We start from the raw sequence: 22080 nt of genomic DNA on the forward strand, positions 1-22080 counted from the left end.
AGCGTCACCAGGGACTTGGTTCGAAGTCCTTCAGGAAGTGCCCGTACAGGTCCTCGCCGGCCTCGCCACGCACGATCGGGTCGTAGACGCGGGCGGCGCCGTCGACCAGGTCGAGCGGTGCGTGCCAGCCCTCGGCGGCGATCCGCAGCTTCTCCTGGTGCGGGCGCTCGTCGGTGATCCAGCCGGTGTCGACGGCGTTCATCAGGATCTGGTCGGACTCGAACATCTCGCCCGCACTGGTGCGGGTCAGCATGTTGAGCGACGCCTTGGCCATGTTGGTGTGCGGGTGCCCGGGACCCTTGTAGGACCGGGAGAACTGGCCCTCCATGGCCGACACGTTGACGACGTACGTACGCCGGGCCTGCGACGCCCTCAGCGATGCGCGCAGCCGCGAGATCAGCAGGAACGGCGCGGTCGCGTTGCAGAGCTGGACCTCGAGCAGCTCGAGCGGGTCGACCTCGTCGACCGTCTGGGTCCAGGAGTTCGTGGTCTGCAGGTCGGGCAGCAGCCCGCCGGCGTCGACAGCGGTCCCGGCCAGGTGGGCCTCGAGACTGGCACTGCCCGCCTTGAGCGCGAGCGCGGTGATCGAGGCCGGCGTGTGCGCGGGCGTCTCGTGGTGCGCGACCGCGTGCTGCTTCAGCGTGCCGGCGAGCGCGGCCGGATGGGCCTCGCTGATCCGGTCGAAGCTGACGATCTCCGGCAGCGTGATGCCGGTCGGCAGCGGCGCGCGCTCGGCGTCCACGAGGGGCGCGTAGGAGCCCGGCGTACGGCGCACCGTCTGGCACGCGTTGTTGATCAGGATGTCGAGCGGGCCGGCCGCGGCGACCTCGTCGGCGAGCGCGATCACCTGGGTGGGGTCGCGCAGGTCGATGCCGACGATCTTGAGCCGGTCGATCCACTCGGCGCTGTCCTCGAGCTCCGAGAAGCGGCGTACGGCGTCGTGCGGGAAGCGCGTGGTGATCGTGGTGTGCGCTCCGTCGCGGAGCAGCCGGAGCGCGATGTACATGCCGATCTTGGCGCGGCCGCCGGTGAGCAGCGCACGGCGCCCGGTGAGGTCGGTGCCCTGGCCGCGCTTGGCGTGCGACATGGCCGCGCAGCTCGGGCAGAGGTAGTGGTAGAACGCGTCGACCAGCGTGTAGTCGTTCTTGCAGATGTAGCAGCCGCGGGGGTTGAGCAGCTCGCCCGCGAAGGCGCCCGGCGCCGTCGAGACCAGCGGGATCCCGAGGGTCTCGTCGTCGATGCGCATCGGTGACCCGGTCGCGGTGGCCTCGGTGATCGCGCGGTCGTGGGCCAGCTCGGCCTGGCGCTTGCGGGTACGTCGCTCGGCCTTGAGCGCCTTGTACATGTGCGAGGCCGCGCGCTTCACCGTCACGAGGTCCGGGTCGTCCTGGTCGAGGTGGTGCAGCTGGCCGAGCACGCGCACGGTCGTGGCCAGGTCGTCGGGGTCGATCACCCGGAGATGGTAGGTGTTCGGGTGATCCGGTAACGAATGAACGACGGCACCAGGATCGCCGCGACGACCGTCCCGATCACCACGAGCACACCGCCGCCGGCCGCTGCTGCCGCCGTGCCCACCACCGCGGCGCTGGCGCCGTGCACCACGTCCGCGATCCGGGGACCACCGGCCACGACCACGACGAAGATCCCCTGGAGCCGCCCGCGCACCGAGTCGTCGGCGGCGCTCTGGAGCATGCTCGTGCGGAACGCTGCAGAGGCCATGTCGGCCGCACCGCCGATGACCAGCATCAGCAGGGCGATCACGAGCATCGTCGTCGGCCAGTGGCCGGCGAGCCCGACCGCCAGACCGAAGCCCACCATCGCGGCGCCCCAGATCAGGATGCAGACGATGACGGCCCGGCCCTGCAGCTCCACCCGCGACACCCAGCCGGAGAAGACGCCGCCGATCACCGCACCGACCGGGATCGCCGCGAAGAGCAGCGCGAAGACCAGGCCGCCCTCGTCGGGCCCGCTGAAGGACAGGTGGGCGATCTCGGGGAAGAGCGCGCGCGGCATGCCGAAGACCATCGCGATCAGGTCCACGACGAAGGACATCATCAGGACCGGGTGCCCGCGCAGGTAGGTGAAGCCCTCGATCACCGAGCGCAGCCCGGGCGTCCCCTTGGCGGCGTCCTCGACCGGCAGCTTCGGCAGGCGTACGACGGCGCTCAGCGTCGCGAAGAGCGTGAAGGTGTCGATCAGGTAGAGCCACTCGAAGCCGATCACCGGGATCAGCACGCCCGCCACCAGCGGGCCACCGATCGCACCGGCCTGGAAGATCGTCATGTTGAGCGAGTTCGCCGCCGGCAGCAGCTCGGCGGGCAGCAGCTTGGGCAGGATCGCGCTGCGGGTGGGCTGGTTGACCGCGAAGAACGCCTGCTGCACCGAGAAGAGACAGAGCAGCAGCCAGACGTTGGTGTTGCCGGCGGCCGCCTGCAGGTAGAACAGCCCGCTCGTGACGATCAGGCCGGTGGTCGTGATCACCAGCATCGTGCGCCGGTCGAAGACGTCGGCGAGCGCACCGCCCCAGAGCCCGAAGACCACCAGCGGGACCAGGCCGAAGAGTCCAGTGAGCCCGACGTACGCCGAGGAGCCGGTGTCGGCGTAGATCTGGGCGGGGACCGCGACGACCGTCAGCTGGGCGCCGACGACCGTGATGATGTTGGCGATCCAGAGCCGGCGGAAGTGCTCGTCGCGCAGGGGTCGGGTGTCGGCCACCAGGCCACGGAGCGTGCGCACGATCCCCGAACCTAACCCCGATGCCCGACGTTCCCCGCAGGGGTAGCGTCGGTCCATGACGAAGGCCACGGTCGAGTCGGTGTGGGACTACCCGCGGCCGCCGCGGGTCGAGCCCAGCAGCGAGCTGGTCGAGGTCGAGCTCGGCGGCCAGGTGGTCGCCAGCACGAACGCCTCCTGGCGAGTCCTCGAGACGAGTCACCCGCCCACCTACTACCTGCCTCGGACCGCCTTCGTCGCCGGCACGCTGCGCCCGGCCACCGGCCGCACGTGGTGCGAGTGGAAGGGGCAGGCGTCGTACGTCGACCTCGTGGTCAAGGGAAGCGCCGGTGACGTCGTCGCGTCCCGCGCCGGCTGGTACTACGAGCTGCCCTCACCCGGCTTCGAGGTGATCGCCGGGGCGGTCGCGGTCATGCCCGCACTGGTCGACCGGTGCACGGTCGACGGCGAGGTGGTCGTGCCGCAGCCCGGCGGGTTCTACGGCGGCTGGATCACCGCCCGCATCGTCGGCCCGTTCAAGGGTGGTCCCGGCACGGCCGGCTGGTGACCGATGAGATCCCGGAGCGACGGCGGTCGAAACGGCACGACGTCGTGGACGGGCTCGGCGCGGGCCGTCGACCCAGCGCGGCTCTCCTACTCCCACCGGCGCCGGATCGCGGAGAGCATCACCGGCGCCACGAAGCCCGAGACCCGCGGCCGACGTAGAGCCTAGCTTTCGGGTTTCGAGACAGGACGTCTTCCTTCCTCAACCACCGATGCCGGCGGTCCGGTCGAGGTGCTGCAGCAGCTCGTGCGCGGCAAGCTCGACCTTCTTGTGCCGCCACTCAGCAGCCCGGTAGACGCATGCGATCAGCCCTGATCGGTGCACCCGGCGCAGGTCACCGCAGACGAACGCGTAGCGCGCCTTCGTCTCGTCGTTCGCCCCCTCGGTCAGGCCGAGGTGCCAGGCGGCGTACTCCGCCCAGGAGTGCCGCTCGAGGTAGGCGTTCTGCGCGTCGGCGCTCGGCTGGACCTCGCCCCAGTCGCTGTCCAGGACGTACTGCAACTTGTCGATGAGCGCGCGCACGTGGGCGACGGCGTCGGGGTTGACCGCGTACGTCGCCATCGTGCTACCGGTTCAGCAGTCCGTCGGCGAGGGCATTGCTCCACTGCCCGGAGGGTGGGCCGCCGTGGCAGTCGCGGTTCGGGTCGTAGTCACCATCGGACTCACCGGGATGCTTCACCCAGAGGGTGCCGTCGAAGGCGCCCTTGAAGGCCAGACGCGGCTTGGCACCCACTCGCGCCCAAGGCGGATTGCAGACGTCGTTGCCGTCCGACGAAGGCACCGCGCCGCTTCGGGAGGTGTCGACGACATATCTGGCCCCCTTGACGCCGAGCCCGCGCAGATCCCTCAGGAGGGTGGAGGCGTAGGTCTTCTCGTCGGCGAGGGGGCGGAAGTTCGACACGTTCGTGCTGAAGCCGCGAGCGAACTGGATGCCGGCCCGCTTCAAGAGGGCCGCGCGCCCGTCGTACGGCGTCCAGTTCGAGTGGCCGGCGTCGAGATACACCCAGGTGCCGGTCCTGCTGAGCACCTTCGCGGCGTAGCGGATCAGGCCGAGCCTGCCGGATGCGTTCTGGCAGCCCGCGTTCCCGTAGAACGGGATGGCGTCAGGTTCGAGGACGAGGAGACTCTTGGACCCACGCAGCCCGTTCGCGACCGCCCGAACCCACGACTTGTAGGCCGCGGCGCCCGGGAGTCCGCCCTGCGAGGCACCACCGCAGTCTCGGTCGGGGATTGAGTAGACCACCAGCATCGGCGTCTTCTTTGCCCGCTTCGCGCGGGCCGTGTAGTTCTTCACGACACCGGTCACCTGACCGCGCGAGTAGTAATCGCTGCTGAGCCAAAGCGCCTGCGGGCGCTTCCCGATCTCCGCTCGGTAGGTCCCACCCTGCTGGTATGCCGGCATCAACGGGTCGACGAAGAGCCCCTGCGTCCGGCGCGGATCCTTGGCCGGCTTGGCCTCGACCGGAGCGGTGAGTCCCAGCATCGTGAGGCCGAGGACCGCGAGCAGCGCGACGGCGCGCGGCAGCCGGGACCGAGGGAGCATTGCCTCAGGGTACGGGCTGGTCGTCCTCGCGAGGGCCGAAGATGCAGAGGTCGTCGAGCTGGTCGGGTCAGAGGGGAAGCCCCCACGCCTGCATCTGGGTCCGCGACCGGCGCGAGAAGCCCCAGACGTTCGCCCGGTCGTGCCCGGAGTCAGACATGCCTCCGCCGTAGGCATCTCGACGATTTTCGGGAAGGCTGTCGTACCCGCCTGATCGCGTTCGTGGAGAGGGTGAGGGCCGCCCGGCCCCGCCCCCGAAAAGGAGAGTCCCATGTCGCAGTACCTGCTCGCCGTCAACGGATCCGCGGCTGATGTCGAGGCCCAGGCCCAGATGACCATGGAGGAGATCCAACCGATCTTCGAGGCCGTGAACGTGTTCAACGAGAAGCTCAAGGCCGAGGGTGCGTGGGTCTTTGCCGGTGGTCTGCAGCCGATCGAGAGCACCACCACCGTCGACAACACGGGTGCGGAGACGGTCATCACCGACGGTCCGTTCGTCGAGTCCAAGGAGTGGATCGGCGGGTTCTGGGTCATCGAGGCGCCCGACCTCGACGCCGCACTCAAGTGGGCGGCCGAGGGATCGAAGGCGTGCGCCGGCCGGGTCGAGGTGCGTCCCTTCCAGGACGAGCCCGAGGCATGAGCGATGCCGGCGCGGCCGTCGACCGCATCTACCGCGAGGAGTACGGCCGCGTCGTCGCCTCCCTGGTCCGCCGCTTCGGTGACCTCGATCTCGCCGAGGACGCGGCGGCCGAGGCGCTGCTCGTCGCGTTGGAGCGATGGCCCGTCGACGGCGTACCCCCCAACCCCGGCGGCTGGCTCACGACGACCGCAGGCAACCGCGCCATCGACCGGATCCGCCGGGAGTCGCACCGCGACGCGAAGCACCAGGCGGCGTTGAAGATGTACGACGACACCCCGCACGAGCCGACCGGCCTGGTGGAGGACGACCGGCTCCGGCTGATCTTCACCTGCTGTCACCCGGCGCTGGCGCCCGAGGCCCGGGTGGCGCTGACGCTGCGGCTGCTGGGAGGGCTGACGGTGGCCGAGATCGCCCAGGCGTTCCTGGTCCCCGAGACCACGATGGCGCAGCGGATCACCCGCGCGAAGCGCAAGATCAAGGACGCGCACATCCCCTTCCGGGTGCCGGCGGCCGACGACCTCCCGACCCGGCTCGCGGCCGTGCTCGCCGTCGTCTACCTGGTCTTCAACGAGGGCTACCTGTCGTCGTCGGCGGACGCCGACCCGATGCGCGAGGACCTCACGGCGGAGGCGATCCGGCTGAGCCGGATCCTGCGGGCGCTGCTGCCCGAGGAGCCGGAGGTCGCCGGCCTGCTGGCGTTGATGCTGCTCACCGAGGCCCGGCGTACGGTCCGGGTCGCGGGCGGCGAGCTGGTGCCCCTGCACGAGCAGGACCGCGGCGGGTGGGACCGAGCCCTGATCGCCGAGGGGCACGACCTGGTGCGGGAGTGCTTGGCGCGTGCTCTGCGGACAGGGCAGGGGCCGGGGCAGTACCAGCTGCTCGCCGCGATCAACGCCGTCCACACCGACGCCCCGGAGGCGTCGGCCACCGACTGGTCGCAGATCGCCGCGCTCTACGCCCAGCTGTACGCCGTCGCGCCCACCCCGATCGTCGCGTTGAACCGCGCGGTCGCGACCGCCGAGCTGGACGGGCCCGAGGTCGCGCTCGCGGAGGTCGACCGGCTCCCAGGGATCCAGCCCAGCCTGACGACCTACCACGCCTGGCACGCCACTCGCGCCGACCTGCTGCGCCGGCTCGGCCGCAGCGCCGAGGCGCGGGCGGCGTACGACGCGGCGATCGCGGCGACCGAGAACTCGGCCGAGCGCGCCTACCTCTCCCGGCGGCGTGGCAGTCTGGCGCCATGACGCTCGCTCCCCTCGTGCTGCCCTCGTCCGACGACGCCCGGGCGTGGGTGGAGACCCACGCCCGCGAAGGGATCGCGGTCGCCCGCGACCTGGTCGACCAGCTGCGGAGCGCGCCGCCGGAGACGACGATCGAGCTGCTGCGGCAGTGGGACGAGATCTCGCGGCAGCTCGGCGGCGTCGCCGCGGTGGCGTCGTTGCTGGCCAACGTCCACCCCGCCGAAAAGGTGCGCACGTCCTGCGAGGAGAGCGAGGTCGAGGCCGACCGGTTCGTGACCGAGCTGCGCCAGGACCGGGCGCTCTTCGAGATCTTCGCCGCGGCCGACGCGACCGGGCTCGACGCGGCAGCGGCCCGGCTGCTCGACAAGACCCTCGACGACTTCCGGCGAGCGGGCGTCGACCTCGACGGCGCGACCCGTCATCGGCTGACCGAGATCAACGAGCGACTGACGGCGATCGGCCAGCAGTTCGGCCGCACGATCCGAGACGACGTCCGCACCGTCCGGGTCGCGCCCGAGCGCCTCGCCGGCCTACCCCAGGACTGGCTCGACTCGCACCCCGCCGAGGACGACGGGCTCGTCACCGTCACCACCGACTACCCGGACTCGCTGCCGGCGCGGATGTTCGTGCACGACGCCGACGTACGCCGTGAGGTCACCGTGGCCTTCCTGCAGCGCGGGTGGCCGGTCAACGAGGGCCGGCTGGACGAGCTCTTCGCGCTGCGCCAGGAGCTGGCGACTCTGGTCGGCTACGCCGACTGGGCGTCGTACGACGCCGACGTGAAGATGATCAAGAAGGGCTCGGCGATCCCGGAGTTCATCGACCGGATCGCCGACGCCGCCGACGGGCCCATGCGCCGCGACCTCGAGCTGCTGCTCGAACGCTACCGCCGCGACGTCCCCGGTGCGACCGCGATCGACACCGCGGACTCGCTCTACTACGAGGAGCTGGTGCGTCAGGAGCGGCACGACGTCGACGCCCAGCGGGTGCGCACCTACTTCGACTTCGCGAAGGTCCAGCAGGGACTGCTCGACGTGACCGGGCGACTCTTCGGCCTCTCCTACGAACCCGTCGCCGACGCGCAGGTGTGGCACGACGAGGTGACGGCGTACGACGTGCTCCGTGACGGCGCGCGGATAGGCCGGATCTACCTCGACCTGCACCCGCGCGAGGGGAAGTACAAGCACGCCGCGCAGTTCACCCTCGCCGACGGCCTCGCCGGGCGGCAGCTGGCGGAGGGCGTGCTGGTCTGCAACTTCTCCCGCGGCCTGATGGAGCACGACCACGTCGTCACGCTCTTCCACGAGTTCGGCCACCTGCTCCACCACGTGCTCGCGGGCTCGGGGGAGTGGACCCGGTTCGCCGGCGTCGCCACCGAGTGGGACTTCGTCGAGGCGCCGAGCCAGATGCTCGAGGAGTGGGCCTGGGACGCCGACGTGCTGCAGACCTTTGCGACCGACGCGTCCGGCGAGCCGATCCCGGCCGATCTGGTCGCACGGATGCGCGCCGCCGACGACTTCGGCAAGGGCTACCAGGCGCGGACGCAGATGTTCTACGCCGCGATGTCCTACTGGTTCCACACCGACCGGCCGGGCGACCTCACCGCCGCGATGCGGGAGCTGCAGGCGCGCTACTCGCCGTTCGCCTACATCGACGGCACCCACATGTTCGCCAGCTTCGGCCACCTCAGCGGCTACTCGTCGGCGTACTACACCTACATGTGGTCGCTGGTGATCGCGAAGGACCTCTTCTCCGCCTTCGACCCCGACGACCTCTTCGCCCCCGAGGTCGCCGGGCGCTACCGCGACCGCGTGCTCACCCCCGGCGGCACCCGCGACGCCGCCGACCTGGTCGCCGACTTCCTCGGCCGGCCGTACACCTTCGACGCGTACGCCGCTTGGCTGGCTCGGTAGGTCGCCCGGGGCGGGGTTTCCCCGGCTGCCCGGGGAAACCCGCTGACACGCCGTGCCACCAACGGCGTGTCTGGCGGTTTCCCCGGTCGACCGGGGATTCCGCCTTGTGTCGACACCTCTATCGGCGTACGCTCACGATATATCGCGACAGGTTGACGACAGTTCCAGAACTGTCGCCCCGCGATACCCAATCCATCAGACACAGGAGAAGGAGTTCCGACATGGGACGCCCAGGATTCAATCGACAGTGGGCGCAGTACGGCGACCAGGAGCGCCGTCAGCACGGAGGCCGCCGTGGCGGCGGGCCGTGGGGCGGAGGCCCGTGGGCCGGGCCGGGTGGCTTCGGTCGCCCGGGACACCCTGGTCCGCCGCCGTGGGTGGCCGGCCTCTTCGGCCTCGCCCAGGGCGACCGGCAGCGCGGGCCGCGGGTCCGTCGCGGTGACGTGCGGGCCGCGATCCTCGACGTGGTGCGCACCGCCCACGAGACCGACGAACCGGTCAACGGCTACCAGGTCATCCAGCAGATCACGGAGCGCAGCAACGGCGGCTGGCGCCCGAGCCCCGGCTCGGTCTACCCGACCATCTCCCAGCTCGAGGACGAAGGGCTCGTCGAGACCGACGACACCCGCGGTCGCCGTAGCCTGCGCCTGACCGCCACCGGCGAGACGTACGTCGCCGAGCACGCCGACGAGCTTGCCGCCGTGTGGGTGCCGTTCCAGGAGGAGCGCACCGCCGAGGGCGACGCGTTCGCCGACATCAAGCCGGAGATCGGCCAGGTGATGGGTGCTGTCTGGCAGGTCATGACGACCGGCAGCGACCAGCAGCGAGCGGCCGCGGCCGAGATCCTCGCGGACACCCGGCGTCGGCTCTACGGCCTCCTCGCCGAGGGTGACGACATCGCCCCGGACGCGACCGATGAGTGACGAGCAGCTCCGGATCGGCGACGCCGAGCGCGAGCACGCGACGGCGGCCCTGGCCGAGCACTTCGCCCAGGGCCGCATCACCGCGGAGGAGCACGCCGAGCGGCTGGACCAGATCTGGGCCGCCCGCACCCGCGCTGACCTCCAGCCGGTCTTCCGGGACCTGCCCGACCCCGCGCGCCGTACGACGCCGGACACCCGCACCCGCGGATACCAGGCGAGGCACGGCGGTCCGCCGCGCCTCTTCTTCGCCGTCCTCGCGGTCCTGGTCGTGCTCACCGTGCTGACCCACCTGCCCTTCGTGCTGGCCGGCGTCCTGGTCGCGATCTTCGTCGTCTCCCGGCGCCGGCACCGCTTCGCAACGATGCGCGGGATGCAGCACTGGCCCAGGTGACGGTTGTGTTCGGACCGGCTCGAGTGGGTACGAGTTCTTGTTGGTGACATGCGTCACCACCGCTCGCCCAACTCGGAGGTGTTCATGTCCGACGTGCCCGCAAGTCCCGGCCCGTCATTGTCGCGCCGCTGGTTGCCGATCTACGCGCTGCTGGCCCCGGCGGTCATCTTGCCGCTCTGGGTCGCGCTGTACGACCGCAAGGACCCGACGCTGTTCGGGTTCCCGTTCTTCTTCTGGTTCCAGTTCGCGCTGATCCTCCTGGCGGTCGCGCTCACCCTCCCGGCGTACTTCCTGGCCATCCACGCTGACCGTCGCGACCGGGTGCGCCACGGCCTTCCCGCTGTGCCCGACGGCACCGGCACCGACCGCAAGGCCGGTGACGAGCGATGATCGACGACGTCAACGGCGTGGTCTTCGCCGTCTTCATCTTCCTGTTTCTGCTCGTCACGGTGCTCGGCTTCGCGGCCGCGCGCTGGCGCCGCGCGAAGTCGCTCGACAGCCTCGACGAGTGGGGCCTGGGTGGTCGCGGCTTCGGCACCTTCATCGCCTGGTTCCTCATCGGCGGCGACATCTACACGGCGTACACGTTCATCGCGGTACCCGCGACGCTGTACGCCGGCAGCGCGGTCGGCTTCTTCGCGGTGCCGTACACGATCGTGGTCTACCCGCTGATCTTCCTCTTCCTGCCGCGTCTGTGGTCGGTGAGTCACCGCCACGGCTACGTCACACCGGCGGACTTCGTCGAGGGCCGCTACGACAGCCGGCCGCTCGCGCTCGCGGTGGCCGTCACCGGCATCCTCGCGACGATGCCCTACATCGCGCTGCAGCTGGTCGGCATGCAGGTCGTGCTCGAGGTGATGGGTATTGGCGCGGACAGTGACAACTGGTTCGTCAAGGACATCCCGCTCTTCATCGCGTTCATCGTCCTCGCGGCCTACACCTACTCGAGCGGGCTCCGGGCCCCGGCGCTGATCGCGTTCGTCAAGGACACGCTGATCTACATCGTCATCATCGTCGCCGTGCTCTACCTGCCCTCGCAGCTCGGCGGCTGGGACAGCATCTTCGCGTCGGCCAACGACAGCTTCGCGTCGTTCAACAAGGAGAACGCCGACGCGATCGCAGCCGGTGACGCGGCGCCCAAGGCGATGATCCCGCCGGCCGCCGCGCAGTGGGCCTACGCCTCCCTGGCGCTGGGCTCCGCGCTCGCGCTCTTCATGTACCCACACTCGGTGACCGGCGTGCTCTCGACCAGGAGCCGCTCCGTCATCCGGCGCAACGCCGCGCTGCTGCCGGCGTACTCCTTCCTCCTGGGCCTGCTCGCGCTGCTCGGCTTCGTCGCGATCGCAGCCGGGGTGAAGGTAGCGAACCCGCAGCAGTCGGTGCCGCAGCTCTTCGAGAACGAGTTCTCGCCGTGGTTCGCGGGCGTCGCGTTCGCTGCGATCGTCATCGGCGCGCTGGTGCCGGCGGCGATCATGTCGATCGCGGCCGCGAACCTGTGGACCCGCAACATCTACAAGGCCTTCATCAACCGCAACGCGACGCACCAGCAGGAGGCAACCCAGGCGAAGCTCGTCTCGCTGGTGGTGAAGTTCGGTGCGCTGGTCTTCGTGCTCGCGCTGTCGAAGGACTTCGCGATCAACCTGCAGCTGCTCGGCGGCGTCTGGATCCTGCAGACCATGCCCGCGATCGTGATCGGCCTCTACACGCGGTGGATGCACCGGTGGGCGCTGATGGCCGGCTGGGCCGTCGGGATGGCGTGGGGCACCTGGCTCGCGTACGGCGTGAAGTCGCCCGTGCAGGATCACTTCGGCGGCCCGCTGGTGAACTTCCCGGGCACGGAGACCAAGGTCTACATCGCGCTGATCGCGTTCCTCCTCAACCTGCTGGTCGCGATCGTCCTGACCTTCGTCTTCCGCACGATGAAGGTGGACGAGGGGGTCGACCGCACCCGGCCGCAGGACTACCACGCCGATGCCGGCGACCCGGGCGTGGTGGAGGAGGTCGATCCGGAAGCGCCAGCGCACGCCTAGGCGGCTACCCACGGACGAAATGGTTGTCGGGTGAGCGTTCTGACAGCCATTTCGTCCGTGGCTATCCGGTCGAGCTCACCGACGACGCAGGTCGATCGGCTGACCGTCCTTGGGGAACGGCAGCGAGTGGTTGTTGAGCGGGGCGACGTACGACGGGTCGACGTGCCACTCGAAGTCGAGCAGGAAGCGTTGCATGAAGGCCTTGACCTCGGCGCCGGCGAAGAACATCCCGAGGCACTTGTGGACGCCGCCGCCGAAGGGCTCCCAGGCGTAGCGGTGCGAGCGGTCCTCGCGCCGCTCGGCGTTGAAGCGCTCCGGATCGAACGACTCGGGCGAGGTCCACAGCTCGGGCATCAGGTGGCTGTACTGGAGGCCGACGGTGCAGTACGTCCCCGCCGGGATCCGGGTGTCGAGCACGACGGTGTCCTTGACGGTCTTGCGCAGCACCACCGGCACAGGTGGGCGCATCCGCAGGCACTCCTTCATCACCAGGTCGATCGACTCCAGGCCGTCGAGGTCGGCCAGCGACGGGGTGTTGCCGACCCGCTCGGCGAGGGCGAGCGCCTCGGCTCTGCAGCGGCCCTGCCACTCCGGGTGCTGGCCGAGCTTCTCGAGCATGACCGACAGCGTGTACGTCGAGGTGTCGTGCGCCGCCATCATCAGGAAGATCATGTGGTTGACGACGTCGTCGTCGCTGAACCGCTCGCCGGTGTCGGACTCGATGTGGCAGAGCACCGAGAGCAGGTCGTCGGAGGCGTTCGCGCGCCGCGCCGGCAGGTAGCCGCGGACGAACTCCTCGAGCACCCGACGGCCCTTCATGCCCCGGTGCCACCGGGTGAACGGCACGTCGTGCCGCACGATCGAGGCGGCGGCCTGCACGCACGCGATGAAGGCCTGGTTGACGCGGTCCATCTCCTCGGACGACGTGTGCTCCGCGCCGCCCATGAACGTCTCGGTCGCGATCCCGAGCGTGAGGTCCTTGAGCGCCCAGTAGGCCTGGAAGCCGTCGCCGTCCTGCCAGTGCGACAGCCCAGCAGAGACGGCGGAGTGCATCGGTGCGACGTACCCCTCGAGCCGGTCGCGGGTGAACGCCTGCTGCATGATCCGCCGGTGCAGGTGGTGCTCCTCGAAGTCCAGGAACATCAGCCCGCGGCCGAAGAACGGGCCGACCAGGAAGGTCCAGGCCGGCCCGTTCGCGAAGGCCTTGTCGGCGTTGCGCATCGCCTGCTCGCACGCGTCGGGTCCGAGCAGCATCACCCAGGGGTCCCCGCCGACCATGCTCATCGGCGAGACCGGCCCGTACGCCTCCCACTGCTTGTGGAAGAGCGCGACCGGGTCGCGGGCGTACTCCAGGCTGCGGCCGATGATCGGCAACCCCTTGGGCGGCGCCGGCAGGTCCCGGACAGTCGGATCGACGGTGGTCATGTCGGCACGGTAGAACGCGTTCTCGGACTACAACAGCAGTCGATCGACGAAGGCACTGCTGAAGACCCGCGCCGGATCGAGGATGTCGAGCATCGCGCGCCCCGAGTCCCAGTTGTCGTTGACGGGGTAGCCGGCCCGGAAGGTTTTCGGCACGGTGGTGTCGATGACCGGGCCGGACGTCCAGGCGCCGGATGCCGTATAGCCCCAGCCCTTCGACCACTCGGGTCGTACGTCGGCGTACGACGCGTAGTTGCTGTAGATCCACTGCTCCATCTCGGCGTAGAACACGTCGGCGTACGGCGTGCCCGGCAGCGTGAGGATGTCCAGCCAGACCGCGCAGTCCCACTCGGGGTGGTCGGGGCGGGGCCGGAGCGCGGACAGCTGCGGCGACCGGGTCGCGCCGACGTCGCCGGGCTTGTCGAGCCCGGTGACCCGGATCTCGACGGGTCCGTTCATCGGGAACTTGCCCTGGTTGCGGTAGTCGTTGAGCCGCGTCGAGTAGCGGAAGGTGAACTCTTGGATGACCCGCTGCACGTCGGCGCGCTTGCAGACGATCGCGTAGCCGTTGGCGGTGACCCGCAGCGTCGACGGGCGTACGTAGAGCAGCAGGTTCTTGGACCAGCCCCAGATGTCGTAGGTCAGCGTCGTCACGAGGCCGGCCGCGACGATGTTGTAGTTGAGGTCGCCGAAGCTCGGCGTGTTCGCCGGGTTGCTCGACACGATCTGTGCCGACAGGTCGAAGATCGACTGCGGCAGGTTGTCGCTGAACGAGTAGTTGTACGGGCTGTTGACCTGCCGCGACAGCAGCGGCTTGGACGGCGCGACGCTCCACACCTTCAGCCACGGGTTGGACGTGAACGGGAACCAGATCGCCTCGACGCGGCCCGCCGAGTTGAGGTAGCTCGCGAACGTCCGGCCGCTGGTCGAGTTCGCGAACAGCTCGGTCGCAGGGATGTTGAACCAGCTCTGGCAGCGCAGCCGCTGGTTGGCGCCTGCCTGCAGGACCACCTCGGTGATGAACGACCGACCCACGTGCGCCATGAGCGCGCCGGCCTCGACGTCGTTGCGGCTGTAGGTGCGCAGCACGTACGACGAGGTCGCGGCGTTCCACACCACGGCGGTGATCTGCTGCACCAGGTTGCTGATCGAGCCGTACGTGTGGCCGGTCGGCTTCACCTCACCGGCCTTCGGGACGGCGGTGCCGTGCCCGTCGATGGCGAGGACCCCGCCGACCGTCAGGTCTCCGGGCGCCGGCGATGCGGTGATGCCGAGCCCGTTGCTCTCCAGCGCGGTCATCATCGCCAGCATCGTGGCGCCGGTCTGCACCCGCACCCGCGAGGTCGAGGTGTCCACGGAGATGGCGGTCAGCTTGGTCTTCGTGTCGACGAGCACGACCTTCGACGCGTCGCTGCCGTCGACGGCGAGGGAGAGCGGGGACCAGTTGTGCGAGCTGCCCTTGGCGCGCAGCCGCCAGCCGTTGGCTCGCGCCCAGTTGGCCAGCGTGACCACGTCGGCCGGGTTGTTCGGCGTACACGTCCAGACGCCGTCGACAGCGATGCCGCCCGACCAGTTCATGTAGGACTGCTGGAAGAGCGAGATGCCGCTCGGGAAGGATGGCGGCGTCGGCAGTGCCGAATGCGCCGCCGGGATCTGCTCGAAGGGGATCCAGGCGGCGACTCCCACCGCGGCTGCGCCCTGGAGGACGCGCCGACGGGAGAACCCGCGCGCGCCTTCTGATGTCTCGTCACTCATGGTGCGGTGCTCCCTCAGCCGGTATGTCCCCACATCCGCTGTGACCTGCGTCACTGTAACGAGTTCTAGTTCGGGGCCGCACTGGTCATTTCGGGTCAGTGCGGGCGTGCCCCATCTGGGGCGACTGCCCGTGACGCTGGCCCCGATAGCCTCGGCCCGTGACCACGCAGAACTCGACGCAGCCCTCGTTCGACCTCGGCCAGGACCACCTCGACCTCAAGGCATGGGTCCACGACTTCGCCGCCAACGTCGTACGCCCGGCGGCCTCGGAGTGGGATGAGAAGGAGGAGTTCCCCTGGCCGGTCCTCGAGGAGGCGGCGAAGGCCGGTCTCTACTCGATCGACTTCATCGTCGCGCAGGCCCTGGACGAGACCGGACTCGGCTTCCCGATCACCATGGAGGAGCTCTTCTGGGGTGACGCCGGCATCGGGCTCTCGATCGTCGGCACATCGCTCGCCGCCGCCGGCGTACGCGCGAACGGGACCGACGAGCAGGTCGCCGAGTGGGTGCCGGAGATGTACGGCGCGCCCGGTGACCTCAAGCTGGGAGCCTTCTGCTCCTCCGAGCCGGACGCCGGCTCCGACGTGGGCGCGATGCGCACGCGTGCCGGGTACGACGAGGCCACCGACGAGTGGGTCATCAACGGCACCAAGACATGGGCGACCAACGGCGGCATCGCCGACGTCCACGTCGTCACCGCCGTGGTCGACCCAGAGCTGCGTACCCGCGGCCAGGCGTCCTTCGTCGTACCGCCCGGCACCAAGGGACTGAGCCAGGGCCAGAAGTTCCACAAGCACGGCATCCGGGCGTCGCACACCGCCGAGGTCGTGCTCGACCAGGTCCGGGTGCCCGGTCGCTGCCTGCTCGGCGGCAAGGAGAAGCTCGACGCCCGACTGGCCAAGGCGCGCCAGGGCACGCGAGCTGCGGGCAACGCGTCGATGGCGACCTTCGAGCGCACCCGCCCCGCCGTCGGCGCCCAGGCGATCGGGATCGCGCGGGCGGCGTACGAGGTGGCCCTCGACTACGCCAAGACCCGCGAGCAGTTCGGCAAGCCGATCATCGAGAACCAGGCGATCGCCTTCATGCTCGCCGACATGGCGGTCTCCATCGAGGCCTCGCGCCTGCTGGTGTGGCGTGCGGCGTGGATGGCCCGCCAGGGCAAGAGGTTCGAGCAGGCCGAGGGGTCGATGTCGAAGCTCTTCGCCGGCGAGACGGCCGTCAAGGTCACCGAGCGGGCGATGCAGATCCTCGGTGGGAACGGCTTCACCCGCGAGTACCCCGTCGAGAGGTTCGCCCGCGACGCCAAGATCTACACGATCTTCGAGGGCACCTCCGAGATCCAGCGCCTCGTGATCGCCCGCGCCATCTCCGGGGCTCCGATCCGATAGGTGGCGATAGGCAGCTCGTGACCCTTGCCTACGATATCTACAGGTGTCACTCTCGTAGAGAACGTAGGAGGCGAGATGAAGAGTACGGCGAAGAAGACCCGGCAGCGGCCACGGCTGGTCGAGGCGGACTCCGATGCGGACGTGTTCGCCCAGGTGGCCAGGGACGACCTGGCGTCTAGTGTGCAGCGAGCCGTAGAGCTTCACGCCGGCATCGCAGCGGGGGCGCGGGTCCGCGTCTACGTCGCATCGGTCCTCAACGAGGGTCGCCTTGTCGACGACCTCGCTGGCCCTGCGTTCGACGTCATCGAGCACATGGACGCCGACAGGCAGCATCAGCTGGTCATCCGATCCACAGCGCACCGAGCGGTGCTCGACGAGCCACTCCTCGAGTCCACGGCCGTAGGGGAGGCTCTGGGCCGCTCCGGGACCAACGGCCGTGAAGCGGCCAGCAAGCTCCGCCTGGCCGGCCGTCTCGTGGGCATCAAGCAGGCGAACCGCTACCTGTTCCCTGCGTTCCAGATCGACCTCGCCCACCAGCGAGTCGCGCCCGTAGTCGCGGAGGTCAACCAGCTGCTCGATGCCGCAGATGACCCGTGGGGCGTCGCGTCATGGTGGATCAGCGCATCGCCCAGGCTGGGCGGAAAGGCGCCTCGCGATCTCATCGGGACCGCAGACGAGTCCGATCTGGTCGTCCTGGCACGCGCTGAGTCGAACGAGTGACCCCGGATCCGGGACCGTTCCAGGTTCCAGACCCGCCCCGAGCCATCCCAGGGGAGCCACACGTCGACGTCATCCCGGTCGGTACCCTGCTGCGTCGCGTGCATGAGGAGCACGACGCGGACACCTTCAACCCGACAGCGCAGCCGTCGAGGTTGCGGGGCGGACGGTTCGACTCCCTCGACGGCTCTTACGCCTACACGTACCTGGGCTACGACGACGAGGGTGCCATCGCGGAGACCGTTGCCAGGGATCTACCTCTCGATGGGTCAGCGCGGCTCGTGCCCCGCGTGCGCATCAAGGGCCGGCGCATCACCACCGTCGAAGTCATGCGCAGCCTGGCCGTCCTGTCGTTGCACGGGCCATGGGTGGCCCAGGTCGGCGCCGGCTTGTGGCTGACGAAGAGCGACGCGGACCAGTACGAGCAGACCCGGGCCTGGGCCGCCTGGCTGCTGGAGACGCTGTCCTCCGTCGACGGGTTCGCCTACCGATGTCGCCACGACGAGGACCGGATGGCGCTGGCGCTGTTCGACGACACCCCCGGCGGAGGAACCGGCCGCGCGGCGGGAGCGCTGCGGGCGCACCCCGACACCGAGTGGATCGACCGCGGGGAAGGCCTGCTCGAGGTCGAGCGGATCCTGGGCCGGCACAACGCTGCTGTGGAGCCCCACTAGTGGCGCGGTTGCCAACAACGCATCCAACTGCTCGGCAGGACGACCTCCAAGACCCTGGCGGGCGGTTCGGCCACGGTGCAGCTCCCAGCGGGCCTCAAGCCCGGCGGTCACGCGATCGCCGCGACGTATCGCGGGACCGTCGGGGTCGCCAGGTCATCCGGCTGCGGGAGGGTGACGGTCACCAAGGCCAAGCCGAAGATCGTCGCCACGCTCGCGCGGAAGTCGATCTCGCGGGCGCAGCACGCTCGGGTCCGGGTGCTCGCCACGATTCCCAACGCCACCCCCGGCAGCTACGCCGTGGGTCGGATCGTCGTCCGTGATGGGGGCAGGGTCGTCAAGAGGCTGGCTCTCAGGCAGGCCGCCAAGGGACGTCTGACGGTGACGCTGCCGCTCCTGGCCAAGGGGCGACACGCCATCACGATCCGGCTCCAGGGGACCGCCCTGCAGGTGGCAGCGGTCAGTGGAGACCGCACGTTGCGGGTCAGATAGACCACCCACCTCCCATGAGCGTCGATGGTCCCCTGAGCTCAGGGGACCATCGGCGCTGTGGTGTGCCCACGTGATCGCCAGCGCGATCTCCGCCCGGATTTCGGCGTTTCGCGTCAGGGGCACCCTGCCGCGTGTCATGCTGTGCCTGACGATCGGGATGCCGTCCTGATGTCCCTGACCAGGGACCGACTGACGGGGAGCGATACGTCGACCACGAGGCCGATCGCGTCGGCGTCGGCACGCGACGGGTACGGGGGTCTCGTCGCGTGCGACCCGGACCGAGATCTCGCGGGCTACCGTCCGCGGCGTCGGGCTAGGCGGTGTCGGCGCGGGCCCGGACGTCTTCGACCCGGTGTGCGAAGCGCTCCCAGACGGCTTGCCGCGAGACCCCGAAGGCCTTGCCGATCGCAGCCCACGACATCTTGCGGGAGCGAGCCAGCTCCACCCACTCGACGAGGAACTCGGAGACCTGGTCCGCGGTCTGCGCGATGAGCGGGAGGTTGCTGAGGATCTCGGCGTCAGTCATCGACTCCCACGGGGCCTTGGCCCCCTGACGGGTCTTCGACTCCGACTGGAAGACCTCGTGGTAGTGCTCGACGCAGTCTTCGCAGATCATCGCGCCGAGACCGCCGCCGAAGCGCATGCCCTTCTTGCCCTTGATGCCGCAGAACGAGCAGTGCTTCCGCTCGACGTTGGTGTCCATCGACGCCTCCCTGATCGGTTCCTCGGCCTACTGGTCGCGCGTAGATCCCGGAACCGTCTGCGCGATGGATCACAGGGCCGCTCGCTCTCGGAGTTCGCGACGAGAGGCCCGACACCTCACCCGTGACTGCAACAGCGACGATACTCCTGGCCGCTACGGGTGAACCTCCGCCGAACGGGGGCTCTGCGGGGGCATGGCTTCGTGGCGGCATGAGCCGACGGCGTTTCCGCGGCGCCGTCGCGGGCGTCGGCACCACGAGTGGTGTGCGGGTGGTCGTCGGGCGGTGGGACGAGTCTCCGTACGGCGCCTTCGTGGATGCGATGGTCTCGAGACCGCTGCCGGGCACCGGGTGCTGCTCGCGCCGACCGAGCAGGTGGCCGAGTTCGTGGCGACGACGTACACGCTCGATGAGGTTCGGATCGAGCCGATCGCCCTCAACGGCTGGGTCCTGAGCTCTCCGTCGCTGGCCCTCGACCTGATACTCGGTGGTCGCACCGGGCTGGGCCGGCTGTTGCGGATGGTGCCGAGGCGACTCGCGGAGAGCCCGGCGTGGTGCAGCGTCACCAACCCGGTCGCCCGGGTCGCGCTGCGCGGCGTACGCACCCGCGGCGCGGCCGGCAACGATCGGCGCGAGTGGTACGGCGCGACCGACGTCCGCGAGGTCGTCGCGATGAGCGGCACCTTCGACGGGCACGACCTCGGCCGGCTGACGCCCGTCGACCCGCCGCCGCGGGCCGGCTTCTCCTCAACCCCGACACGACCATCCGTGACGACCGTGAGCCCCCGACTCCTGGGGCACTTCTGTAGGTTCTCGGGCACTGCAGAGGCCCAGAACCTACGGGATACCCGGTGAACCGGGTATCCCCGGGTTACCCCCGCACCGCCGGCCGCACCGTCTCGCACACCGCCCGCAGGCTCTCCCACGAAGGTTCGGCGGGCAGCCCCCCGCACGCCGGGTGGCTGGTGACCAGCCGGACCTCGCCGGAGCGGCACCGGTCGACGAGGTCGTCGGCGGTGCACACCAGGTAGACCCCCGCTGCACGCATCTGCTCGACCGTGCGCGAGTGGTCGACGACGTACGACCCGGCCTCGCCGTGCCACTCCTGGTAGGCCAGCGCGTCCGCGAGCAGGTGGTGCCCGTAGCGCTCCCAGAACTCGTCCGGGCGCTCGGCGCAGAAGACGTTGGCCGGTCCGCCGTCGGGCGCTTGGAGCACGAAGCCCGGCTCACGACCGGCAGCGCGAGCCGCCTCCTCGTACGCCGCCTTCAGCTCGGCAGAACCGTGCTGGGGCTGAAAGTTCAGGCCGAGCCGAGCCGCCCGCCGAGCGGCCGCGAGCGAGCCGCCGCCGTAGAAGAGGAACGGGTGTGGCTGTGAGTACGGCGCCGGAGTGGTCGTGCCGTCGCGCCAGGCTGCGAGCACGGCGTTGATGCGCTCCTCGATGTCGGTGCCGCGGCCGGCCCAGGACCGCCCGTAGAGCTCGTACTCCACCGGGCGGTAGCCGAGCCCGAAGGTGTAGGCGACCCGGCCCTTGCTGAGGTGGTCGAGCACCGCGATGTCCTCGGCCAGCCGCACCGGTTCGTAGAGGTTGACCAGCAGCGCCGACACCGTGATCGGCACCCGGCTGGTCACCGCGGCGAACGCCGCCGCGACCAGGAGCGGGCTGGGCAGGTAGCCGTCGTCGGCGGCGTGGTGCTCGGAGATCATCAGCGCGTCCATGCCGTGGGCGTCGACGTACGCCGCCTGCTCGACTGCCCTCGCGAAGATCTCCTGGCGGGTCGCCGGGTCGGCCCCGGGGGCGCGGAAGTCGAAGCGGGTGGCGAACTGGATGCGCGGCATGGCTCCAGTCAACCAGCAGAACTGGAACTTGTTCTAGTGAGCACCTGACTGGACCGGGCATGCCCGATATGGGGTAGCACGGCTGGCTCCGGGTCCGCCTCGACCCTGCGCTGTCGATCCTGATGGGCAGTAGTGCGCGCCTGGCGCACGCAAGGAGGCTCCGATGACGTCAGAGGTCGACGGCCCGGTTCACCCAGGTCTGCGTGACGTGCATCCCGACCTTCTCGTAGAGGCCGAGAGCGCCGGTGCGGGAGTCGGTGTTGAGCCCCGAGGTCCTCGCGCCGTGCTCCCGGGCGACCGCGAACGCGTCGACGAGCATCGCCTGCGCGATCCCCTGCCCACGTTGGTCCTTGCGGGTCGCCAGGCGGTCGACGTACCCCTCGGTCCCGTAGGGGTAGACCACGGTCGCACCCACGGCCGCGCCGTCGCCGTCGACGACCAGGCGCAGGTTCCACGACTGGAAGCCCGGCCGCCGCACCGTGCGCGCCAGGAAGTCCTCGAACGGTTCGCGGTCGCGGACCGACCACTCGAGGAACGCGTCCTCGAGCACCGTCCAGCAGGCCTCGTAGTCCTCCGGTGTCGCCTCGCGGATCGCGTAGCCCGCCGGCAGGGTGCGCTGCGGGACGGTCGCCCCCTCGGGCAGCTGCAGCACCCAGCTCTCCCAGCGCACGTGGTAGCCGAGCGCCTCCAGGAGCCGGTCGCCGTCGGACCCCCGCGGGACCGGCATCCCGACCACGCTCGCGCCGGCGGCGCGGGCTCGGGCCTGCATCCACCCGGCCAGCGCGGTGCCGATGCCGCGCCCGCGGTGCTCGGGGTGCACCGCCGCGTCGCCACGGTCGGCGCCCATGTGCTCGGCGTACGCCACCAACCTGTCTCCGTCGAAGACGCCGAAGGTGCCGGCGCTGACGTCGTACGACGGACGCTGCCAGTCGCCGACGATGTCGGCCTCCTCGATGGCGACCTCGCCGGTGTCGTGGAGCTCCTGGGCGGCCATCACCTCGAAGACAGCGCGGGCATCGGACATCACCAGCGGCCGGCCGGTGAGGCCGGCGGGCAGGTTGATCGTGTCGGACATGGACGTCAGTCTCGCGGAGCAGAGCGAGGCGCGTCCGCCGATTTTTCCGGACACTCCTCAGGCGCCC

General features: G+C 70.0%; 22 protein-coding genes. 13 read left to right on the top strand and 9 right to left on the bottom strand.

Annotated elements, in window-relative coordinates; translation table 11 throughout:
- Positions 1-4: 4 nt before the first annotated feature.
- Together ABEA33_RS18615 and ABEA33_RS18620 are read right to left on the bottom strand one after the other, a co-directional pair.
- Positions 5-1453, bottom strand: a complete 1449-nt coding sequence (locus ABEA33_RS18615) for an SDR family NAD(P)-dependent oxidoreductase (RefSeq protein WP_345528424.1) — start codon at positions 1451-1453, stop codon at positions 5-7.
- On the bottom strand, positions 1450-2736 hold the full coding sequence (locus tag ABEA33_RS18620; protein ID WP_345528425.1) for an MFS transporter: 1287 nt from the start codon (positions 2734-2736) through the stop codon (positions 1450-1452). The genes ABEA33_RS18615 and ABEA33_RS18620 overlap by 4 nt, the downstream gene beginning before the upstream one ends.
- Positions 2737-2791: 55 nt before the next feature.
- Between ABEA33_RS18620 and ABEA33_RS18625 the strand changes: the two genes are divergently transcribed.
- Positions 2792-3280, top strand: a complete 489-nt coding sequence (locus ABEA33_RS18625) for a DUF427 domain-containing protein (RefSeq protein WP_345528426.1) — start codon at positions 2792-2794, stop codon at positions 3278-3280.
- Between the two features lie 198 nt (positions 3281-3478).
- Here the strand turns inward: ABEA33_RS18625 and ABEA33_RS18630 are convergent, their stop codons facing one another.
- Entirely contained in the window at positions 3479-3838 is a 360-nt protein-coding gene (locus ABEA33_RS18630) for a hypothetical protein (RefSeq protein ID WP_345528427.1), read from the bottom strand.
- A gap of 4 nt (positions 3839-3842) precedes the next feature.
- Entirely contained in the window at positions 3843-4820 is a 978-nt protein-coding gene (locus ABEA33_RS18635; protein ID WP_345528428.1) for a glycoside hydrolase family 6 protein, read from the bottom strand.
- A gap of 268 nt (positions 4821-5088) precedes the next feature.
- Between ABEA33_RS18635 and ABEA33_RS18640 the strand changes: the two genes are divergently transcribed.
- The 7 genes from ABEA33_RS18640 (at position 5089) to mctP (ending at position 11955) form a co-directional block, all read left to right on the top strand.
- Complete coding sequence (locus ABEA33_RS18640) at positions 5089-5457, top strand: YciI family protein (RefSeq protein ID WP_345528429.1); 369 nt, start codon at positions 5089-5091, stop codon at positions 5455-5457.
- On the top strand, positions 5454-6701 hold the full coding sequence (locus tag ABEA33_RS18645; RefSeq protein ID WP_345528430.1) for an RNA polymerase sigma factor: 1248 nt from the start codon (positions 5454-5456) through the stop codon (positions 6699-6701). Before ABEA33_RS18640 ends, ABEA33_RS18645 begins: the two co-directional genes overlap by 4 nt.
- Complete coding sequence (locus tag ABEA33_RS18650) at positions 6698-8611, top strand: M3 family metallopeptidase (protein WP_345528431.1); 1914 nt, start codon at positions 6698-6700, stop codon at positions 8609-8611. The genes ABEA33_RS18645 and ABEA33_RS18650 overlap by 4 nt, the downstream gene beginning before the upstream one ends.
- 221 nt (positions 8612-8832) lie before the next feature.
- Positions 8833-9534 carry a PadR family transcriptional regulator gene (locus ABEA33_RS18655; protein WP_345528432.1) on the top strand — a complete coding sequence of 234 codons (702 nt, stop codon included), beginning with the start codon at positions 8833-8835 and terminating at the stop codon, positions 9532-9534.
- The gene (locus ABEA33_RS18660) at positions 9527-9925 is read left to right on the top strand and encodes a DUF1707 SHOCT-like domain-containing protein (protein WP_345528433.1); all 399 of its coding nucleotides are present in this window, start codon (positions 9527-9529) and stop codon (positions 9923-9925) included. Before ABEA33_RS18655 ends, ABEA33_RS18660 begins: the two co-directional genes overlap by 8 nt.
- 84 nt (positions 9926-10009) lie before the next feature.
- Positions 10010-10315 carry a DUF3311 domain-containing protein gene (locus ABEA33_RS18665; RefSeq protein ID WP_345528434.1) on the top strand — a complete coding sequence of 102 codons (306 nt, stop codon included), beginning with the start codon at positions 10010-10012 and terminating at the stop codon, positions 10313-10315.
- Complete coding sequence (mctP, locus tag ABEA33_RS18670; RefSeq protein WP_345528435.1) at positions 10312-11955, top strand: monocarboxylate uptake permease MctP; 1644 nt, start codon at positions 10312-10314, stop codon at positions 11953-11955. The genes ABEA33_RS18665 and mctP overlap by 4 nt, the downstream gene beginning before the upstream one ends.
- A gap of 75 nt (positions 11956-12030) precedes the next feature.
- Here mctP and ABEA33_RS18675 read toward each other — a convergent pair whose 3' ends face one another.
- Positions 12031-13380, bottom strand: coding sequence for a cytochrome P450 (locus ABEA33_RS18675; RefSeq protein WP_345528436.1), 1350 nt, complete (start codon positions 13378-13380; stop codon positions 12031-12033).
- A gap of 27 nt (positions 13381-13407) precedes the next feature.
- Complete coding sequence (locus tag ABEA33_RS18680) at positions 13408-15132, bottom strand: cholesterol oxidase substrate-binding domain-containing protein (RefSeq protein WP_345528437.1); 1725 nt, start codon at positions 15130-15132, stop codon at positions 13408-13410.
- 158 nt (positions 15133-15290) lie between these two features.
- Here ABEA33_RS18680 and ABEA33_RS18685 point away from each other — a divergent pair, with 158 nt between their 5' ends.
- The 4 genes from ABEA33_RS18685 (at position 15291) to ABEA33_RS18700 (ending at position 18400) form a co-directional block, all read left to right on the top strand.
- Positions 15291-16520 carry an acyl-CoA dehydrogenase family protein gene (locus ABEA33_RS18685; protein WP_345528438.1) on the top strand — a complete coding sequence of 410 codons (1230 nt, stop codon included), beginning with the start codon at positions 15291-15293 and terminating at the stop codon, positions 16518-16520.
- A 75-nt stretch (positions 16521-16595) separates the two neighbouring features.
- Positions 16596-17240 (top strand): hypothetical protein, encoded by a 645-nt coding sequence (locus ABEA33_RS18690; RefSeq protein WP_345528439.1) that lies wholly within the window; start codon positions 16596-16598, stop codon positions 17238-17240.
- Positions 17241-17338: 98 nt separating this feature from the next.
- Entirely contained in the window at positions 17339-17911 is a 573-nt protein-coding gene (locus ABEA33_RS18695; RefSeq protein ID WP_345528440.1) for an RES family NAD+ phosphorylase, read from the top strand.
- Between the two features lie 75 nt (positions 17912-17986).
- On the top strand, positions 17987-18400 hold the full coding sequence (locus ABEA33_RS18700; protein WP_345528441.1) for a hypothetical protein: 414 nt from the start codon (positions 17987-17989) through the stop codon (positions 18398-18400).
- A 313-nt stretch (positions 18401-18713) separates the two neighbouring features.
- Here ABEA33_RS18700 and ABEA33_RS18705 read toward each other — a convergent pair whose 3' ends face one another.
- Positions 18714-19103 carry a ClpX C4-type zinc finger protein gene (locus ABEA33_RS18705; protein WP_345528442.1) on the bottom strand — a complete coding sequence of 130 codons (390 nt, stop codon included), beginning with the start codon at positions 19101-19103 and terminating at the stop codon, positions 18714-18716.
- Positions 19104-19386: 283 nt separating this feature from the next.
- Here ABEA33_RS18705 and ABEA33_RS18710 point away from each other — a divergent pair, with 283 nt between their 5' ends.
- Positions 19387-19956: a hypothetical protein gene (locus ABEA33_RS18710; protein WP_345528443.1), complete on the top strand. Its 570-nt coding sequence runs from the start codon at positions 19387-19389 to the stop codon at positions 19954-19956.
- A 16-nt stretch (positions 19957-19972) separates the two neighbouring features.
- On the opposite strand, the gene ABEA33_RS18715 is transcribed toward ABEA33_RS18710, so the two are convergent.
- Together ABEA33_RS18715 and ABEA33_RS18720 are read right to left on the bottom strand one after the other, a co-directional pair.
- The gene (locus ABEA33_RS18715; protein WP_345528444.1) at positions 19973-20938 is read right to left on the bottom strand and encodes an LLM class flavin-dependent oxidoreductase; all 966 of its coding nucleotides are present in this window, start codon (positions 20936-20938) and stop codon (positions 19973-19975) included.
- Positions 20939-21107: 169 nt separating this feature from the next.
- Positions 21108-22013 (bottom strand): GNAT family N-acetyltransferase, encoded by a 906-nt coding sequence (locus ABEA33_RS18720; RefSeq protein WP_345528445.1) that lies wholly within the window; start codon positions 22011-22013, stop codon positions 21108-21110.
- Between the last annotated feature and the right edge of the window lie 67 nt (positions 22014-22080).

It is taken from the genome of Nocardioides endophyticus, from assembly GCF_039543845.1.
Classification (GTDB): Bacteria; Actinomycetota; Actinomycetes; order Propionibacteriales; family Nocardioidaceae; genus Nocardioides; species Nocardioides endophyticus.

Excerpts from the sequence above, each read along its gene's own strand:
- ABEA33_RS18660 (WP_345528433.1), top strand. The coding sequence starts at position 9,527 with ATGAGTGACGAGCAGCTCCGGATCGGCGACGCCGAGCGCGAGCACGCG.
- ABEA33_RS18675 (WP_345528436.1), bottom strand. The coding sequence starts at position 13,380 with ATGACCACCGTCGATCCGACTGTCCGGGACCTGCCGGCGCCGCCCAAG.
- ABEA33_RS18655 (WP_345528432.1), top strand. The coding sequence starts at position 8,833 with ATGGGACGCCCAGGATTCAATCGACAGTGGGCGCAGTACGGCGACCAG.
- ABEA33_RS18665 (WP_345528434.1), top strand. The coding sequence starts at position 10,010 with ATGTCCGACGTGCCCGCAAGTCCCGGCCCGTCATTGTCGCGCCGCTGG.
- mctP (WP_345528435.1), top strand. The coding sequence starts at position 10,312 with ATGATCGACGACGTCAACGGCGTGGTCTTCGCCGTCTTCATCTTCCTG.
- ABEA33_RS18650 (WP_345528431.1), top strand. The coding sequence starts at position 6,698 with ATGACGCTCGCTCCCCTCGTGCTGCCCTCGTCCGACGACGCCCGGGCG.
- ABEA33_RS18635 (WP_345528428.1), bottom strand. The coding sequence starts at position 4,820 with ATGCTCCCTCGGTCCCGGCTGCCGCGCGCCGTCGCGCTGCTCGCGGTC.
- ABEA33_RS18640 (WP_345528429.1), top strand. The coding sequence starts at position 5,089 with ATGTCGCAGTACCTGCTCGCCGTCAACGGATCCGCGGCTGATGTCGAG.
- ABEA33_RS18705 (WP_345528442.1), bottom strand. The coding sequence starts at position 19,103 with ATGGACACCAACGTCGAGCGGAAGCACTGCTCGTTCTGCGGCATCAAG.
- ABEA33_RS18715 (WP_345528444.1), bottom strand. The coding sequence starts at position 20,938 with ATGCCGCGCATCCAGTTCGCCACCCGCTTCGACTTCCGCGCCCCCGGG.
- ABEA33_RS18645 (WP_345528430.1), top strand. The coding sequence starts at position 5,454 with ATGAGCGATGCCGGCGCGGCCGTCGACCGCATCTACCGCGAGGAGTAC.
- ABEA33_RS18680 (WP_345528437.1), bottom strand. The coding sequence starts at position 15,132 with ATGAGTGACGAGACATCAGAAGGCGCGCGCGGGTTCTCCCGTCGGCGC.
- ABEA33_RS18630 (WP_345528427.1), bottom strand. The coding sequence starts at position 3,838 with ATGGCGACGTACGCGGTCAACCCCGACGCCGTCGCCCACGTGCGCGCG.
- ABEA33_RS18690 (WP_345528439.1), top strand. The coding sequence starts at position 16,596 with ATGAAGAGTACGGCGAAGAAGACCCGGCAGCGGCCACGGCTGGTCGAG.
- ABEA33_RS18720 (WP_345528445.1), bottom strand. The coding sequence starts at position 22,013 with ATGTCCGACACGATCAACCTGCCCGCCGGCCTCACCGGCCGGCCGCTG.
- ABEA33_RS18625 (WP_345528426.1), top strand. The coding sequence starts at position 2,792 with ATGACGAAGGCCACGGTCGAGTCGGTGTGGGACTACCCGCGGCCGCCG.